Here is a 16,135-nt window from a genome sequence, read left to right as displayed (position 1 = left end):
AGTGGTTCTGCCAAAAAGGCTCAGTCCTCGCCCACCGTGCGCAGGATTTCTTCCATGGTGGTCTCCCCCGCCAGCACGCGATGGCGGGCCAGTGTCAGGATAGGTCGCATGCCTGCCGCCAGCGCGCGCTGGCGCATCTCGGCACGGGTTGCATCCGACGCAATGGCATCGGCCAGATCGCGGTTGACCACCAGCATTTCGTACACCGGCAGCCGCCCCAGATAACCGGTATCACGGCAATGGTGGCAGCCTGCGCCATGGAAAACCTGCAAGGTCTCTGCTGAGTTGGCCTGCCCCAGCCAGCGTCGCTCATCGTCCGTCGCCAGACGCGGCTTGGCGCAGTGCGGGCAAATGCGCCGTACCAGACGCTGGTTGATGACGGCCACCAGGTTTTCGCCAATCGTTTCGGCATCAACGCCCAGCAGTTTCAACCGCGGCATGACGCCAAAGATACTGCCGACGTGCAGGGTGGAGAGCACCAGATGCCCGGTGGAAGACGCATCCAGCGCGGCCCGCGCCGTTTCGGAGTCGCGAATTTCCCCCACCAGAATGATGTCCGGGTCATGCCGCAGAAAGTGCCGCATGGCGTTGGCAAACTCATAACCCGCGCGGCGGTTGACTTCTGTCTGGCAGGCCACCGGCACCCGGTACTCAACCGGGTCTTCCACCGTGAGCACGTTGCGCTCAATCAGCGGCTGCATGCGCAGCGCTGCATGCAGCGTGGTGCTCTTGCCGGAACCGGTGGGCCCGGTGATCAGAATCAGCCCGTGCGGACGTGAAAACGCCTTGGCCATGACCGCGACATCCTCCTCCAGAAAGCCCAGATCGGCCAGCTTGTCAAGGTTGCTGCGTTCTGGCAGCAGGCGCAGCACCATGCGCTCACCAAACTCGGAAATCAGGGTGGACACGCGCATGGTGTAGTTGTGCTCCATCACCTGCGCCGTAAAGCTGCCGTCCTGCGGCAAGCGTTGCTCGCTGGCATCCATATCGGCCTGGAGCTTGACGTACACCACCAGGCGGTCCAGCGCGGGCGACAGTGCGAACACAGGCCGCAGCACGCCGTCCACGCGCAGCAGCACCGAGCGGCTGCGGGCGGTGGGCGCCAGGTGAATGTCGGTGGCTCGCTCACGCACCGCCAGATGCAGCATGTGCTCCAGAAGCCGCGCGGGGCTGTAGGCGCGGTCGATGTCGGCCTCCAGCTTGCGGACCTCGCTCTCGATCAGCCGTGCCGGAGGGTGCTCTGCAAAATAATAGTGCTGCTGAATGGCCTGGGCCACGCTGTCGAATTCGCCCTGAAAGAAGTGGCACCCCTTGCCCAGCTTGCGCTGCACCAGTTCGGTTACGGCATCTGGCTGGGCATCGCCCAGCACCACTTCGATCAGGCCTTCTTCGTTTTCCCGAACGGGCAGGAACCCATAGGTAAGGCACAACGACCGATTGAAGATCCCCGCCACAGCGGTGTCGGGCTCAGGCATTTCTGCGGCATTGACAAAGCGCAGGCCGCGTTGCCCCGCCAGCTGACGAGCCACTTCATTGGCGCTCGCAAAACCAAGCTCGACCAGAAGATTGCCCATGGGCACCTTCTCGATCTTCTGCTTTTGCAGCACATAGTCGATCGCCACGGCCGACACCAGGCCCGCGTTGACCAATGCAGCTCCGAGCGAGGGGCTCTTGTCTCTCAACACAGCAAGGCGGTCGGCAGCCAAGGCACCCGACGGCAGCAACTGGCCCGAGGCCTCCAGCAAAATTTCAGCGGGGGGATGCATCCTGATGCTCCAGAAGTAAGAAAGTCAGTTCGTCGGGTTTGCCCGTGGCGGCCAAACCGTGCTGCTGTTGAAAGCGAGCGAACGCCTCTCCAGTCTTCGAACCAAAAAAGCCGTCATCCGGCTCTCGGGTATCCAGCAAGCCCATGCTTTTGAGTTTTCCCTGCACCTTGCGGGTGGCCTGTTGTGCGGCAACGATATGTCGCGCGTCATTGCGGCCCAGCCACACCACCCACGACTCCTTGCCCACTGCAAATCGGCACAGGCGAGCAGAAGACTTTATGGAGTCGGCGATGCCATCCGGCAGACGCTGCACGTGCAAGGTTTCGTCTGCCGTGGCGACGGCCTCCAGCCGGCTTTCACACACACGGCGGGGCGACATCGGCGCAGCTTCGGGCTGCGCCGTGGCGCTTGGCGTTGCAGTTGCAGCGGTTGGCGCAGTCACAGCAGCCGCAGCATCAGGAGCGGCGCCACCGGAAGAGGAAACCATCCCCACGGCAGGTGAAGACGCGGCAACGAGCCCAGTCACAGCGGCAGAAGTTGGACCGGGCAATGCCGGTGCGGCAGCAACTACCGCATCCACAGACACTACCGGCGGACTGATCTGTTGTTGGGACACCAGGCCAAAACCTGCCACGGCGACGGTGGCGCTGGTGCCTGCCAGCAGGCCTGCAATGATCCAGGCTTTGCGATGGCGCGACCCCGCAAGGGCAGACGCTTGCGCAACCGCCTCGTCACCCAGGGCAGGCAAGTCGGCCACGGCACGCTGCACCAGCGCGGCAGTCACCACCGATGCGCGGGTGCTCGCTAATCCGTAGAGGCAGCGGTCCAACACCAGATGAATGCGGCGAAGGTTGCCTTCCGTGGTGCGGTGCAGGATGTCTGCAGCCGCGGGCTCCAACGACAGGCGCCCTTCAGCACCCGCGGCATTGACCCGAAAGTCGAAATAGCGGGCGACCTCGTCCCTGTGCAGACCACTCAGGCGTGCATGTTTGATGATGCGGCTCTTGAGCTGTCGCAATTCTGGCGTTGCCAGCGTCTGCTCCAGTTCGGGCTGGCCCACCAGCAAAATCTGCAACAACTTTTCCTGACCTGTTTCCAGATTGCACAGCAATCGCACCAGCTCCAGAGACTCGACGCTCAGGTTCTGTGCATCGTCAATGACCAGCAGGTTGATGTCACCGGCCTGGTGCTTGGCGATCAGAAATTCGGTAAGGTGCGCCAAACCCTGGTCCACAGAGTCCGTGGGCGGCAAGCCAAAGTCAGCCTGAATCGCTGACAGCAACGCGCTGTCTTGCAAGAAGGTGTTCAAGATCAATGCGGAATGGCAGTTCTTGTCTTGCAGCGTGTCCAGCAAGCGGCGCACCAGCGTGCTTTTGCCCAGCCCCACTTCGCCCGTCAGCAATACAAAGCCTTTGCGGGCTTCAATGCAATGGACGATCTCGGCAAAGTCCTCTTCCAGGCGGGGCGTAAAGAAATACGATCCCGCATCTGGCGTGGGAGGAAATGGGTTGCGCGACAAACCCAGCGTTGCATAGAGGGAGCTGGCTGTCATTACCGCGCCGCCGGAGTGAACTGGCCCAAGGCCGCGCGCAACGCGGCAGAGTCGGGCCGCAGACGCAATGCTGCGTCCAGGGTCGCCCGTGCTTCCTCGGGCTTTTGCTGGCGTGCCTGGATGCTGGCCAGATTGATAGCCGCCTCTTCGTCACCCAACATGCGTTCAAGAATGGCACGGTATCCATCGGCTGCAGCCGCATCACGACCGGCACGCAGATCAAACCAGGCCTGCGCACGCAGCAGACCCAACGACCCCGCTGGCAAACGCTCTTTCAGGGCGGCCAGTTCACGTTCTGCATCGGCGCCACGGCCTTCTTTCATGGCGGCAACAAAACGGGCAAAACGCAGTTCTACCGGGGTGTCATCCACTGCGGGCGCAGCGACAGGCATCGGCGCCACCGCAGCAGGAGCGGGCCTGCTGGAGCGCGCTTGACGCTGCGGCGCCAGTCGGGGCGATTCTTGCATCGCGGGCGCAGACCCAGCCTGCGCATTTGCTGCAACCAGGCTTGGTGCCGAAACTTTGGGCGCTGCAGGCAACGACGTGCTAGCAAGAGAAGGAGACTGCAACACCACGTTGGTGGCCACAGCAACCTGCGGCGCGGCAGGTGGGGCCACTGGCGCAGCTCCGCCGACGTCTGCCACCACGGGTGTTGCCACAGCAGGCATCGCCACTGCAGGCTGCAACACGTCTGATGGAGGAGGCGAGGCAAGCGGCATGGGCGCAGCCACAGGCTGAGGCGCAGCACTGACGGGCGCCACAGCAACGGGCGTCAGGTCTCGCTTGGGTTTCATCTGGCTTTGCCACACCAGCCAGCCCACTACGCCCGCACCCAGCACGATGAAAAACGCCAACGCGGCATCCAGCCATGCTGGACGACGGCGCGCCACCGCCACTGGGGCGCGCGCCAGCACCAGCTTGGGGTCTTGTTGTGGCGCATCCATGGACTTCAGCGCGTCGTGGATGAGGCTCATAGCACACGCACCCGCAAAACGATCACCAGCTCTCGGCTGCCGTGCACCTTGTTCTCATTGCCAAACAGCTTGCCCAGCAATGGAACATCCGAAACACCCGGTGCGCCGCGGTCGTTGCTGGACGAGCGCTGGTCAATCAACCCACCCACCACCACCACATCGCCATCGCCCACATTCAGCGTGGTCGTCAGGCCCTTGTAGCTGACCTTGGGCAACGACACCAGGTTGTCACCGCCCACGGACACCAGTTGCAGGCTGGCAGGGTCTACATCGCTCTGCATCGGGTTGAGCAGCAGCTCGATACGGCCGTCATCGCGCACCATCGGAAGCACACCGACCATGACCCCGGAAAACACAGTGTCGGTCTGCACGCTGGACGACGTGGTGGAAGCCCCGCCGCCCGGAACAGTCTGTGTGGACGCCGACTGGGAGACATAACGCGAACTGGTCCCCACCGACAGCAAAGCGGGCGTTCCGTTGCGCACCTGCACGTTGGGGTTGGACAGCACTTTCAGGTTGCCAAACGAACGCAACGCGTTGATCACGACCCCATAGTTGCTGCCCTGGTAAGACATCCCCAACGCAGGCCCCGCAACGCTGCCAATGAGAGCGGCAGGAATCGAGATAGCGCGCGCCGGGTAACCCGACGCCGCGTTGGGCAGCAGGCCAGAGCTGCCGCCAAGCTGCATCGGCGATGAACCAAAACCCGCGGCCAGACGGCTGCGCAGGCTGGTCCAGTCCACACCAAACTCGAAGTTGTCTGAAAGTTGTACGTCGATCAGTTGCGCCTCGACGTACACCTGCTTGCCCAGCACCTTGTGCACCTGGGCCAGCATTTTTTCCACGGCGCGCATTTTGGAAGGCCGCGCCTTCACATACAGCGTGCCCGTCATCTTGTTCAACGTGAAGCCGCTGTCGTCGCCCATCGTGGCCAAGGGCGCCTGGGGCAAGGGGGCAGGCCTGCTGGGTGCTGGAGCACCTGGCCACGTGGGTAGCGTAGCGCCGGGCGTCGACATGCTCAAATTTTGTTGCTGCATCATCGCCTGCTGCTGGGCGGCACGGTCCTGGTTGCTGTCGCCCAGCACCGACTTGAGCGCGCTTTCCAGCTCAAGATAGGGGTCGGTGTTAGAGCCGCCCGAGCCCGACATCGTCAGACTGCCCTGTTGGGCACCTGATCCACCGCCACCACCGCTGCTGCCCCCGCCGCTTCCGCCCGAGTTGCTGCTGCCAAACACATTGCCGCCAGAACCCATTTGAATGCTGGTCTTGGTGTTCAGAAAGTTCAGCGCAAAGAACTTTTCTTCCGTCAAATTCACCCGCAAGGTGTTGCCGCGGAATTCGCCCGACACGTCATAAGTGCGCAGCACCTCGTTGAAGCCTTCGCGCAAGGTCACCTGGCGCAAATGCATGTCCGCCAGTTGCCCGCCTTTCAGAACGTTGGGGTCTACGATCAGGTTCAGATTTCCTGCGTCGGCAAATGCGCTCAGGATCTGGCTGATGCTGGCCTTGGACATCGCCACGTTGATCAACTTGCCTTCAAGAGGATCAAAAACCGGCGCCATGGGGGCAATGACAGGCGGCGGAGCCGATTTGGTCATCTCGGCCAGCAGCATTTGCTGGTGGGCCAGAAGCCGTTGCGACTCTTGCGCTGCGTGCTCACGCATCTGGTCCGCAGCCGCCGTATCGGGAGGCGGGAGGCTGGACGCACTGCGAGGTGGTTGACCCGCACAACCAGTCAGCACCAAAACGGCACATACCAGCGCAAGAGGCTTGAAAAACGGAGGATTGTTCATATCGCTGTCCTTGGCGCTACTAGCGTGATTCTTTGAAATTTCATGAGGAAACCTGGGTGCGGTACTGCAAGGAGGCCGATGGCAGCCTGCCCTCCTTCGGCGCAAAGCACCTGCTTCATGGCAAGACCTTGATGGGACCCGGTTGGCCGCCCGGCAGTCCTGTGCGGAATTCCTGGGTGTTGATACTTGCCAGCGAGCCGTCGGGCCAGCGCAGCGTCCCTACCCGCATCTCATCCGTAGGCAATACCAGCGTCTGGCGCCCCAGGCGCTCCGTCAACACCGCCTCGTTGGGCCGCACCCGAACAACACGCCCACCGCCATCCAGGCGCGTACCCTGGCGCGCCAGGTGTCCATCAATGACGACCGACTGCGTCTCAGCGCCCAGGTTGTCCAGGTGCACCGACAGCGAGCGGCGCGGCATCTGCACGCTGCCGACAACATCGCTACCGGGCACAGGCAATGCAATCAATCTTTGCGGATCGGTACCCGCGCTGGCCGTCTGGGTCTGGATGCGTGACATGGCGCCAAAGGCATCCACCACACGCGCCTGGTCATTGCGCAGGGCCAAGGGCAGAGGTGAGAGTTCCATCGCCAGTGGGCGCACCGATGGCGTGCGCGCCTGCGTCAACTGGAACACCCCGTACAGCCCCCATCCCAGTAGAAGAATGGCAAGGCCGTTCAGAAGCAAGGCGGCGTATTTCATGGTTTCACATTTCCTGCGGCTGTTGCCGTTGCAACCAGCTCATATGAGAAGGCGCCGGGCACGGTGTAGGTGGGGTCCACGGCTTTGAGCTTCCAGCCAGCAGCTGTCATCGCGGACACCCAACGCGTGACCGAAGCCGATGCGCCCGGAGCAATCACGCCATCCACCCGAAACGCCCTGATGCGCGCCAGCCCCGTGGCAGATTCCAGACGTACCCGCTGAATGCGAATATCGTTGCCCGCCGACGCCTTCAGCAACGCCATGAAAGCCACCGGGTCATGCCGGGCGCCTTCATCCAACGTGCGCGAAAACTCTGCCACCGGAAGCAGTTTTTGTGGCGCCTCTACCGTAGAGACTGCCTGAATGCGATCTTGCAAAACCGTCAGTTCGGATTGTTGGTTCAACCCAGCGGACCGCTGCTGTTCGGCCATCTGACCCACCAGCACGCCAACAATCGCCAGCACCAAGCCCACCAGGGCAGTCACCACCGTGATAGGGGCCACCCAGCGCTCGGCGCGCCAAGCCACTGTTTCCACCAATGGATTGAGTGCGTGGCGCCCTGCCGCTTGGCGCGCCAGCGCTGGCATCACGGTCTGCACACGCTCACCCACCAGGGCCAGCTCTTGCGCGGGCATTACCACCGGCGTACCACCCAGCACACTGCGCAGCGCCGTCAAGCAGGTGTCAACGTCGGCAGCCTGGGTAGACCACAACGTGCCCCACTCCACGGCGTCCGCGCCCAATCGTGTCAAAAGCGCGGTCTGGTTGGCCGTCAACACCTGAGCGGCACTGGCCATGGCCGATTGACCTGACCCCAGGGCCTGCGTCGAACCAAAAACCATGCCCTCTTCGGTGTGCACAAAACTCAGCAACCGACGCTGAGACAACATCAACCGCGCGTTGCCAGAACTCACGTCGTGGCACAGCAGACCTGGGGCCATCATGACCAGGCAGTGGTCGGCTTGCTCCTTGGCCCACTCCGTGCAACGCTGCCACAACTCCAGCGAGATTGCAGAGAAGAACACCTGAAATCCACCGGGCAACTTGACCAAACGGTGCACCACCACATGGGCGGCCCCATCGACCAGGCCCTGGGTCCTCACGCGCTTTTCAATCAAAGCTGGCGCGTAGTCGGCCTTGCCTTCAAAGCGCCATACGTCTGTAAAGACATCGTCCAGATCCAGCACCACCAGCGCACTGTGCGTCAGCCGGGGCCATGCGGGCACTTCCTGCGCCTGGTGGCCGTGGCAGTGAAGCCATCCGGAGTTGGCTACGCGATAAACATGTTCAGCGCTCATGGGTCACCTGGGCGATTGAGAGACAGACACCGTCTGGAAATGCAGCGTGCCGGTGACACCGAGCGTCAGCCCCTGGTCGCCCGGTAGCGGAGGATGAAAGAGACTGGCATCCGAAGAGACCGTGGCGATGTCAAACACATCGGCTACAAAAATCTGCCCCGCCCCGCCCCGCCCCAGCTCACCCAGAAACTGGGCTGCCTCTGCACGGGTAGCCGGCCCTTGGGCGCGGCGCAGCCTGCGCTCACCCCATTGCGACGGATCAAAGCCCATGCGGTCCACCTGCGCTGCCACTTCCTTGATCGAACGCACCAGCTGCTCACGCTGCTGCACTTCGGGGATCAGGCGACGGGCGTTGTCCAGCCCCAATTGCAGTTGCGCAAATTGCTGGCGCTCCCAAGCCAGTTGCTTGAGCCCCTTGTGCGCCATCCAGGCGCCGCCGCCCAACAGGGCAGTGGCCAGCGCCAGGAGTACCAGCTTGAGCGTGCGGGTGGCGTTCAATTACTGCTCCATCGTCCAGTGGGCGGTCAGCAGGATGACGCGGTCTTCGTCGAAGGTCCGTCCGGTGGCGGTCCCACCTGCGTTGCCACTGTTGTTGATCACTGGCTGGCGCGCATCGCTGTTGTTCATGGCGCTATTGGCCGCCGTGTTCGCGATGTTGTTGCCTTCGGTGTTGTTGGCTTCCCATTGATTGCCAGGCGCATTGGCGTCAGTCGCGGCAGTGTGGGCAGGACGGCTCTGGATACGGAAGCGGCCTTCGCGCGAATCGGGCTTGCCATCAATCACCTGGTCCATAAAACGGGCCAGGTCAGGGGTAAGACCCCGAATCACCATCACGTTGCCCGCACCGCTGGCGGTACCGGACGTATTCCATTGAAAGCACACCTGCATCTCAACGGCATTCCCGTTCGAGTCGATGTACAGAAAACGGTCTTCATGCCCTTCGCCGCGGCCTGGCGGCATGCGTACACCGGTGCGGGTCATGATGGTGCGCAGGTTCTGCGTGGCCAAAGCGGCATCACCCACGCCAGCCTGGCCTGCAGAGTAGCCCTGACCGCTGCAAATCTTCAGCCCCCGGTTCGCAAAATTTTCGGGAATACCCGCAACCGCCATCGACCCTGCCCGTGTGCAGGCATCAGTGCCCGCCGGAATCTGGGTCTCCGACCCATTGACCATATACGTCGGCGCCTGCTGGCAGTCGCCCACCACCACGCCAGCGCGTTGGTAATACTGGTCGTAAGACATCTTCCACTGGTAGGCAAACTTGTTCACGGCCTTTTGGTATTCGGCGTTGCGCTGAACATCCTTGGCAATGGCCACGGCCCCGATGATGAGACCAATGACGGCCAGCACGATGGCCAGCTCTACCAGCGTGAAGCCTTGCTGGACCTTGCGGCCAAGCCTGCGAAATGAATTGGATTTGGGCATAAAAATCTCCGGCGATGAGTCGATACGGATGGGGTACGGTATGAAATATGGATGGAGACCAGTTACTGGTTCATCTTGTAGATCGCGGTGACGATGGCCACTTGGTCTTCGTCAAAGCTGCGGCCCGGGGCGTGGGCAGGGTCAATGGAATCGCGATTAGTGAGATTCCACTCCTGCCCCGGCGCATTGACAGCTCCACCGGCGTTGTTGAGGACCCCCTGACGACGGAAGCGGCCTTCACGCTCATCGGGTTTTCCGTCGATCATCTGGTCCAGCGAGCGGGCCAGATCGGGGGTGAGTCCCGTGATGATCATCACGTTGCCTGAACCTTCGCCCACTGCGTTAGCTGGGGAGTTGTCCGCCAACGGGACGTTCCACTGGAAACAAACCTGGATCTCCTGTGGATTGCCGTTGGTGTCCAGATAGACATAGCGGTCCTCCAGACCTTCGGCACGACCCGGTGGCATGCGAACGCCCACACGGGTCATCAAAGTCCGCAGGTCCGTACGGTCCCCAGTCCGAACTGCCATGCCCCGGCCGAGCGCCTTGTCACACACAGCCCCAGGGGGGGTAAATCCGGTCATATTGCGACCTGAGCGCGTGTTTAACGGCAGTCCTTCACCGTTGACCATGTTTTGTGGAGCGGTCTGGTTATCACCGATGACCACGCCCGCGCGCTGGTAGTACTGGTTGTACGCCTGCTCCCACTGGTCGATGAACTTGTTCTTGACCTTGGTGTATTCAGCGTTGCGCTGAACGTCCTTACCGATGGCAACGGCGCCAATGATGAGGCCGATGACGGCCAGCACAACCGCCAGTTCAACCAGTGTGAAACCCTTTTGACGCAGCGCTTGCATACGGCGTGCAGGGAGCTTGAATGCTTGCTTCATGATGTTGATTCCTCGCCCTGATTCACTGATTCATCTTGTAAATGGCGGTCAGGGTGATGACCTGTTCTTCATCACGCGTTTGCCCTGCACCGGTCGCGGTCGGCGTGGCAGCCCCTTGTCCAAACGTGTTGTTGGCAGACCATTCGACGCCCGGCCCGTTCGGCGTACCGTTAGCAACGTTTCGCAGACGGAAGCGCCCTTCCTGCGCATCCGGCTTTCCGTCGATCATTTGGTCAAGCATTCGAGCCAAATCGGGAGTCAGCCCTGCAATCACCATTACGTTGCCAGCGCCCTCCGCGCTGCTAGGCCGATTCCACTGGAAGCACACCTGAATTTCTTGGGGAGCGCCATTGGTATCTGTGTAGACAAACAGATCCTCCTGCCCCTCAGCACGCCCGGGGGGCATCCGGATACCGGCGCGCGTCATGTACAAGCGAAGATCATTCGTCGTCGCAACGTAGGCATTTGCCGAGTCGCGCACATCCGCATTCCCCGCAGGAGCGTGGGCGCACACCGGCGCGGGCTCGACTGCAGTGAGCATGTTGCCCCCCGATACGGGGTTGGTGCCAGTCGCGACGTATGCCGCCCCATTGACCATGATCCGCGGCGAAATCTGGCTATCCCCCACCACCACGCCCGTGCGCTGGTAGTACTGGTTGTAAGCCTGCTCCCACTGATCAATGAACTTGTTTTTGATCTTGGTGTACTCAGCGTTGCGCTGCACATCCTTGCCGATGGCCACGGCGCCGATGATGAGCCCGATGACGGCCAGAACCACGGCCAGCTCCACCAGGGTGAAACCACCCTGCGCGGCTCGGGGGCTAGCGGGCCGGTGCATGCGCCGAGATGGCAGGACGGAGAAAAGTGATCGCATGATTTCCTCAAGCGTTGAAATAAGAGTGAGCGCCAAGACTACTGAACGTAACGAATGTAAACAAGTGAAAACTGGCGTCACCAATTGAACGACAGCAGCGCTTCGTTCGCCTCCATCGACACCCTGAATCGACTGAAATCGCCGCAAAACTGAAAGGTGGAAGCGAGTCCATTTCTTCAATGAAATCAACGACAAACTCCTGCTTCGCTCCACAATTTTTTCTCTTTCAGACGGTGCGCAAGCATCGCGCAACTGCGCCTCACAATCCATAGTGCTTATGTATTAGTGACACAACATACACAAAAACAAACAATTACCAACAAAGTTCGATATCTTTTAACTATCGAAAAATCAAGGGTTTACCCGCATGTTTTGACCGGCCTACAACTTCCGCGAGCCTCACAACAACAAAGTGCGCTGAATGCGGGTGCTGTATACGGGATTTGTGCCGCGAGAAAGAAGCGTTTGCGCACGCCATCCGCATCGATATTTGCAGTCTGAAAACCACAGGAGTCCGCGCGCAAACAGGGAGGACTGGTGCCGCCCAATGCTTTGGAAGGGGTTCAAAAAGTCGACGGGGCCAGCTACTGCACCAAGTGCGTGGCCTTGCAGCGTGGGTGCGTCAGCAGCACCCACAACAGTTGCGATCCATCCCCGAGCGGCGCTTCGACAAGGGTCGCCACGAACATGATCAAGCTACGCTCAAGCAGCGCGCCTGTGGTCTCATCCGCGCGATGTTCCACGCGAGCGTGTCATCCGTGCGATGGATGCCATTGATGGGGTCTGACTGCGTCCGATGCAGCCAAGCGCTGCGAACATTGCGCTACGCACACGCAGTACGCACTACGCGCGCAACTGCACAGGCAAACGTCACCCCAGCACTGTCCACTTGCGTTCGGACGCAGCAGACTCCACCACCTTCTCGATGAATCGCACCCCGCGCGCGCCGTCTTCCACGCGCGGGTAGTCGGCCTGCAAGGGGTTGGCCAACGTGCCCGCCTGGCGTGCGCGAATGTCGGCGGCCACGCCCAGATACACGTTGGCAAAGGCCTCGATGAACGCCTCGGGGTGCCCTGCGGGAATGCGCCCGGCCAGCAAGGCCGACGGGCTGAGCCACGGCGCGCCGCGGGTGAGGATGCGGCGTGGCCCGTCCACTGGCGAGTGCACGAGGTGGTTCGGGTCCTCCTGCCGCCAGGTGATGGTGCCCAGCGTGCCGGAGACCTGCAGGCGCAGGTCGTTCTCCAGCCCCGCGGCCACTTGCGATGCCACGATGAAGCCGCGCGCGCCGCTTTCGTAGCGCAGCAGCATCTGCGCGTCGTCGTCCAGTTGGCGGCCTGCGCCAAAGGCGGTCAGGTCGGCGCACAGGGCTTCGGGCGCCATGCCGGTAACGGTGGCGGCCAGGTTTTCTGCGTGCGATCCGATGTCGCCCATGGTGCCCGCGCTGCCGCTGCGCGCGGGGTCCAGCCGCCAATCGGCTTGTTTGTTGCGGCCGCCCTGCTCCACTGCTGTGGCCAGCCAGCCCTGGTTGTATTCGACGGTGATCTTGCGGATCACGCCTAAAGCGCCGCTTTGCACCAGGTGGCGGGCCTCGCGCACCATCGGGTAGCCGGTGTAGTTGTAGGTCACGCCGAACACGGTGCCCGCCTTCTGCACGGCGGCCACCAGCTCGTCGGCCTGCGCGCTGGTGTGAACCAAGGGCTTGTCGCACACCACATGGAAGCCCGCCTGCACAAAAGCCAGGGCCACCGGGTGGTGCACGTGGTTGGGAGTGACGATGCTGACCAGGTCGATGCGATCCTCAGGGATGCGGCGCAGTTCGTCGGCCAGCAGGTCCTGCCAGCTGCCGTGGTTGCGGTCATCCGCCAGGCCCAGTTCGGCGCCGGATGCGCGGGCACGTTCGGGCGATGACGAGAGCGCGCCCGCCACCAGCTCAAACTGGCCATCCAGCGCCATGGCCTTGCGGTGCACTGCGCCAATGAAGGCGCCCTGGCCGCCGCCCACCATGGCGTAGCGGAGCTTTCTTTGACTGGACATACGAAACGCCTTTGCTCGCTGTGTGTTGTTGTTATCGGTTTTCTGGAGGCGGCGTGGTTAGGCCTGCTTGTCTCGCGCAAACACCGCGTCGAACGCACCTGCAGCGGGCTTGAAATCAAGCCGCTTGCAGAACGCCGCGCTCTCGGTCGCGCCGTGCACGCGGTCCATGCGGCTGTCCTCCCACTCCACCGAGAGCGGGCCCTGGTAGCCGATGTCGTTGAGCGCAACGATGATGGATTCGAAATCGATCATCCCGCGCCCCACGCTGCGAAAGTCCCAGTTGCGCCGGGCATCGCCAAAGCTGGTGTGGCCGCCAAACGTGCCCACCGTGCCGTCGCCTTTGCCCCACCACACGTCCTTCATGTGGGCGTTGTAGATGCGGTCGGCAAACTGGCGGATGAACTTCACGTAGTCCACGCCCTGGTAGGCCAGGTGGCTGGGGTCGTAGTTGAAGCCAAAGCGCTTGTTGCCGCCCACCGCCGCAATGGCGCGCTCGGCCGAGGCGATGTCGAACGCGATCTCGGTGGGGTGCACTTCGAGTGCAAAGTTGATGTCGTGCTGCTCGAACACATCCAGGATGGGGCCGAAGCGCTTGGCGAAATCGGCAAAGCCCTTGTCCCAGTACGCCTGCGTGGTGGGCGGAAAGGCGTAGATCGAATGCCACACCGACGAACCCGTGAAGCCCGTGACCGTCTTCACACCAAACTTTGCGGCGGCGCGCGCGGTGTCGGCCAGCTCGCTCGCGGCCCGCTGGCGCACGCCTTCGGGCTCGCCATTGCCCCACACATGGGGCGGCAGGATGGACTGGTGGCGCTCGTCGATCAGGTCGCACACGGCCTGGCCCACCAGGTGGTTGCCGATGGCAAAACACTGCAGGCCGTGCTGGGCCAGCAGTGCGTGTTTGTCTTTGACGTACTGGGGCGACGACAGCGCCTCCTGCACGTTGAAATGGTCGCCCCAGCAGGCCAGCTCCAGGCCGTCGTAGCCCATGCTTTTCGCCAGCGGCGCGAGTTCTGCCAGCGGCAGGTCGGCCCACTGGCCGGTGAAAAGGGTGACGGGTCTTGGCATGGTGGGTCCTGTTGAAAGGAGGCGATAGGGGTTGTCTGTATTCACTTCGCACTACCCAACCGTTCAGCCTGAGCCTGTCGAAGGCCGGGGCACGGCTTCGACAAACTCAGCCCGAACGGTGGTGGGTGTTGGGGCAGTCAGAGGGACTGGGAGCCAAGGCCTACCGCAAACCCAGCAAACACCAGTAACTATGTTTTTGATAGCTATTGGCGCTTATTGGATAAGCGCTAGAGGCCAATTTGACCTGATTATTCGCCTATCTCAGATTCAGACGACTCTCACACCCTCTCCCCCTGTGGGAGAGGGCCGGGGAGAGGGGTATGAAACGGGCGCTGCGCGGGTGCAGCCCCCTCTCCCCAACCCTCTCCCGCGAGGGGAGAGGGAGTCAACCCCCAGCGCCGCGGCGGGTGCACAGGCTGATGCCCTCATCTGAGATATGTACTTAATCAGCAATTTGACTCATATTTCCGTCATCAGAACGGCGAATCAGGGAAGTAGAAGTCCTTGGCCGTTTCTTTGGTGATCAACACCGACGGAATGATGGTCGTCGCAGGCAGCTTCTCGCCCTTGATGCGCGCCTCGGCCGTGAGCTTGATCGAGTCGTAGATGAACTTGGGGCTGTACGACACGTTGGCCTGGATCATCGGGTTGCTGCCGTCCATCAGCGTTTTGATCATGCCCTTGGCACCCGCGCCGCCGAACACCAGCTTGATGTCCTTGCGCTTCGATTGCTCAATGGCCTTGAGCACGCCCACGGCCATGTCATCGTCGGCCGCCCAGACGGCATCGATCTTGGGGAAGCGGGTCAGGTAGTCCTGCATGACCTTGAAGGCGTCGTCGCGGTTCCAGTTGGCGTACTTGGCGTCCAGCAGCTTGATGTCGGGGTGGTTCTTCAGCACCGCGTTGAACGCGTCCATGCGCTCGTTGTCCAGCGTGGTCGCAATGCCGCGCATGGCCACCACGTTGCCCTTGCCGCCCAGCGCCTTGGCGATGTACTCGGCGGGAATCTTGCCAAACGCCGTGTTGTCACCGGCCACATACGCGTCCTGCGCGCTGGTGTCGGTCAGGCCGCGGTCCACCACCGTCACGTACACGCCCTTGGCCTTGACCTGGGCCACGGGCTTGGTCAGCGCGGCCGATTCGAAGGGGAAGATGACTAGGGCGTTGATCTTGTTCACCGTGACCAGATCCTGCAGCTGGTTGGCCTGCTCGGGCGCGCCGCCTGCGGTCTTGACGATGACCTGCAGGCCGGGGTGGGCCTTCTCCAGGTCCTTCTTGGCCTGGTTGGCCCAGTACACGATGCCGCCGGTAAAGCCGTGCGTGGCCGACGGAATGGCCACGCCCACGATCGTCTTGTTGGCCTGCGCCATGGCCGGGCCGGCCAGCGCCAGTGCGGCTGCGGCACCCACGGCCGAGAGGGCCAGGCGGCGGGTGAAGGAAGAAGAAATCTTGCTGTTCATGATGCGTTGTCTCCTGTTGCTATTGCTTTGCTGAAAATGGCCATGAAAGCCTGGCCGACTGGGGAACACTGACGAAATCAAAAACGGGTGAAAGCACTTTGGAACGGATGCAAGCACCTTGGGCCTGCGCCACTCGCCCGTTCGCCCTGAGCTTGTCGAAGGGCTGCCACTACGGGGCGTGTGCGCCCAGGCTTCGACAAGCTCAGCCCGAACGGTTTGGGGACAGGTCGGAGTTCAGCGCCGTGCGCTCCCCCTCCCCGTTCGCCCTGAGCCTGTCGAAGGGCTGCCACTGCGGGGC

13 protein-coding genes are annotated in these 16,135 nt (G+C 62.1%); all 13 read right to left on the bottom strand.

What is annotated here, in order from left to right:
- Positions 1 to 20 precede the first annotated feature (20 nt).
- The 13 genes from ACK41V_RS06750 to ACK41V_RS06690 all read right to left on the bottom strand — a co-directional run bounded on the left by ACK41V_RS06750 (position 21) and on the right by ACK41V_RS06690 (position 15,837).
- Positions 21 to 1,766: a GspE/PulE family protein gene (locus ACK41V_RS06750; protein ID WP_409779620.1), complete on the bottom strand. Its 1,746-nt coding sequence runs from the start codon at positions 1,764 to 1,766 to the stop codon at positions 21 to 23.
- Entirely contained in the window at positions 1,750 to 3,318 is a 1,569-nt protein-coding gene (locus tag ACK41V_RS06745) for an ExeA family protein (RefSeq protein ID WP_409779617.1), read from the bottom strand. The genes ACK41V_RS06750 and ACK41V_RS06745 overlap by 17 nt, the downstream gene beginning before the upstream one ends.
- Complete coding sequence (locus tag ACK41V_RS06740) at positions 3,318 to 4,292, bottom strand: hypothetical protein (protein ID WP_409779614.1); 975 nt, start codon at positions 4,290 to 4,292, stop codon at positions 3,318 to 3,320. The genes ACK41V_RS06745 and ACK41V_RS06740 overlap by 1 nt, the downstream gene beginning before the upstream one ends.
- Positions 4,289 to 5,956 carry a pilus (MSHA type) biogenesis protein MshL gene (gene mshL, locus ACK41V_RS06735; RefSeq protein WP_409779611.1) on the bottom strand — a complete coding sequence of 556 codons (1,668 nt, stop codon included), beginning with the start codon at positions 5,954 to 5,956 and terminating at the stop codon, positions 4,289 to 4,291. Before mshL ends, ACK41V_RS06740 begins: the two co-directional genes overlap by 4 nt.
- Before the next feature lie 244 nt (positions 5,957 to 6,200).
- The gene (locus ACK41V_RS06730) at positions 6,201 to 6,788 is read right to left on the bottom strand and encodes a hypothetical protein (protein WP_409779608.1); all 588 of its coding nucleotides are present in this window, start codon (positions 6,786 to 6,788) and stop codon (positions 6,201 to 6,203) included.
- A complete protein-coding gene (locus ACK41V_RS06725) occupies positions 6,785 to 8,086 on the bottom strand; it encodes a hypothetical protein (protein ID WP_409779605.1) in 1,302 nt (433 codons plus the stop codon). Before ACK41V_RS06725 ends, ACK41V_RS06730 begins: the two co-directional genes overlap by 4 nt.
- A gap of 3 nt (positions 8,087 to 8,089) precedes the next feature.
- On the bottom strand, positions 8,090 to 8,584 hold the full coding sequence (locus ACK41V_RS06720; protein ID WP_409779602.1) for a hypothetical protein: 495 nt from the start codon (positions 8,582 to 8,584) through the stop codon (positions 8,090 to 8,092).
- Entirely contained in the window at positions 8,585 to 9,511 is a 927-nt protein-coding gene (locus ACK41V_RS06715; protein ID WP_409779600.1) for a type II secretion system protein, read from the bottom strand. It abuts the gene before it with no gap.
- A 62-nt stretch (positions 9,512 to 9,573) separates the two neighbouring features.
- Positions 9,574 to 10,401, bottom strand: a complete 828-nt coding sequence (locus ACK41V_RS06710; protein WP_409779598.1) for a type II secretion system protein — start codon at positions 10,399 to 10,401, stop codon at positions 9,574 to 9,576.
- Positions 10,402 to 10,423: 22 nt separating this feature from the next.
- Positions 10,424 to 11,275, bottom strand: coding sequence for a type II secretion system protein (locus ACK41V_RS06705; protein ID WP_409779818.1), 852 nt, complete (start codon positions 11,273 to 11,275; stop codon positions 10,424 to 10,426).
- Between the two features lie 870 nt (positions 11,276 to 12,145).
- Positions 12,146 to 13,309 (bottom strand): Gfo/Idh/MocA family protein, encoded by a 1,164-nt coding sequence (locus tag ACK41V_RS06700; protein ID WP_409779595.1) that lies wholly within the window; start codon positions 13,307 to 13,309, stop codon positions 12,146 to 12,148.
- Between the two features lie 57 nt (positions 13,310 to 13,366).
- Positions 13,367 to 14,377 (bottom strand): sugar phosphate isomerase/epimerase family protein, encoded by a 1,011-nt coding sequence (locus ACK41V_RS06695; protein WP_409779593.1) that lies wholly within the window; start codon positions 14,375 to 14,377, stop codon positions 13,367 to 13,369.
- 473 nt (positions 14,378 to 14,850) lie between these two features.
- Positions 14,851 to 15,837, bottom strand: a complete 987-nt coding sequence (locus tag ACK41V_RS06690) for a substrate-binding domain-containing protein (protein WP_409779591.1) — start codon at positions 15,835 to 15,837, stop codon at positions 14,851 to 14,853.
- Positions 15,838 to 16,135 lie beyond the last annotated feature (298 nt).

The sequence above is a fragment of the Acidovorax sp. genome (genome assembly GCF_046291265.1).
Taxonomy (GTDB): Bacteria; Pseudomonadota; Gammaproteobacteria; order Burkholderiales; family Burkholderiaceae_C; genus Acidovorax.
The sequence above is the reverse complement of the archived record's forward strand: the minus strand, read 5'-3'. Positions and strand labels throughout refer to the sequence as shown.

Excerpts from the sequence above, each read along its gene's own strand:
- ACK41V_RS06750 (WP_409779620.1), bottom strand. The coding sequence starts at position 1,766 with ATGCATCCCCCCGCTGAAATTTTGCTGGAGGCCTCGGGCCAGTTGCTG.
- ACK41V_RS06745 (WP_409779617.1), bottom strand. The coding sequence starts at position 3,318 with ATGACAGCCAGCTCCCTCTATGCAACGCTGGGTTTGTCGCGCAACCCA.
- ACK41V_RS06740 (WP_409779614.1), bottom strand. The coding sequence starts at position 4,292 with ATGAGCCTCATCCACGACGCGCTGAAGTCCATGGATGCGCCACAACAA.
- mshL (WP_409779611.1), bottom strand. The coding sequence starts at position 5,956 with ATGCGTGAGCACGCAGCGCAAGAGTCGCAACGGCTTCTGGCCCACCAG.
- ACK41V_RS06730 (WP_409779608.1), bottom strand. The coding sequence starts at position 6,788 with ATGAAATACGCCGCCTTGCTTCTGAACGGCCTTGCCATTCTTCTACTG.
- ACK41V_RS06725 (WP_409779605.1), bottom strand. The coding sequence starts at position 8,086 with ATGAGCGCTGAACATGTTTATCGCGTAGCCAACTCCGGATGGCTTCAC.
- ACK41V_RS06715 (WP_409779600.1), bottom strand. The coding sequence starts at position 9,511 with ATGCCCAAATCCAATTCATTTCGCAGGCTTGGCCGCAAGGTCCAGCAA.
- ACK41V_RS06710 (WP_409779598.1), bottom strand. The coding sequence starts at position 10,401 with ATGAAGCAAGCATTCAAGCTCCCTGCACGCCGTATGCAAGCGCTGCGT.
- ACK41V_RS06705 (WP_409779818.1), bottom strand. The coding sequence starts at position 11,275 with ATGCGATCACTTTTCTCCGTCCTGCCATCTCGGCGCATGCACCGGCCC.
- ACK41V_RS06700 (WP_409779595.1), bottom strand. The coding sequence starts at position 13,309 with ATGTCCAGTCAAAGAAAGCTCCGCTACGCCATGGTGGGCGGCGGCCAG.
- ACK41V_RS06695 (WP_409779593.1), bottom strand. The coding sequence starts at position 14,377 with ATGCCAAGACCCGTCACCCTTTTCACCGGCCAGTGGGCCGACCTGCCG.
- ACK41V_RS06690 (WP_409779591.1), bottom strand. The coding sequence starts at position 15,837 with ATGAACAGCAAGATTTCTTCTTCCTTCACCCGCCGCCTGGCCCTCTCG.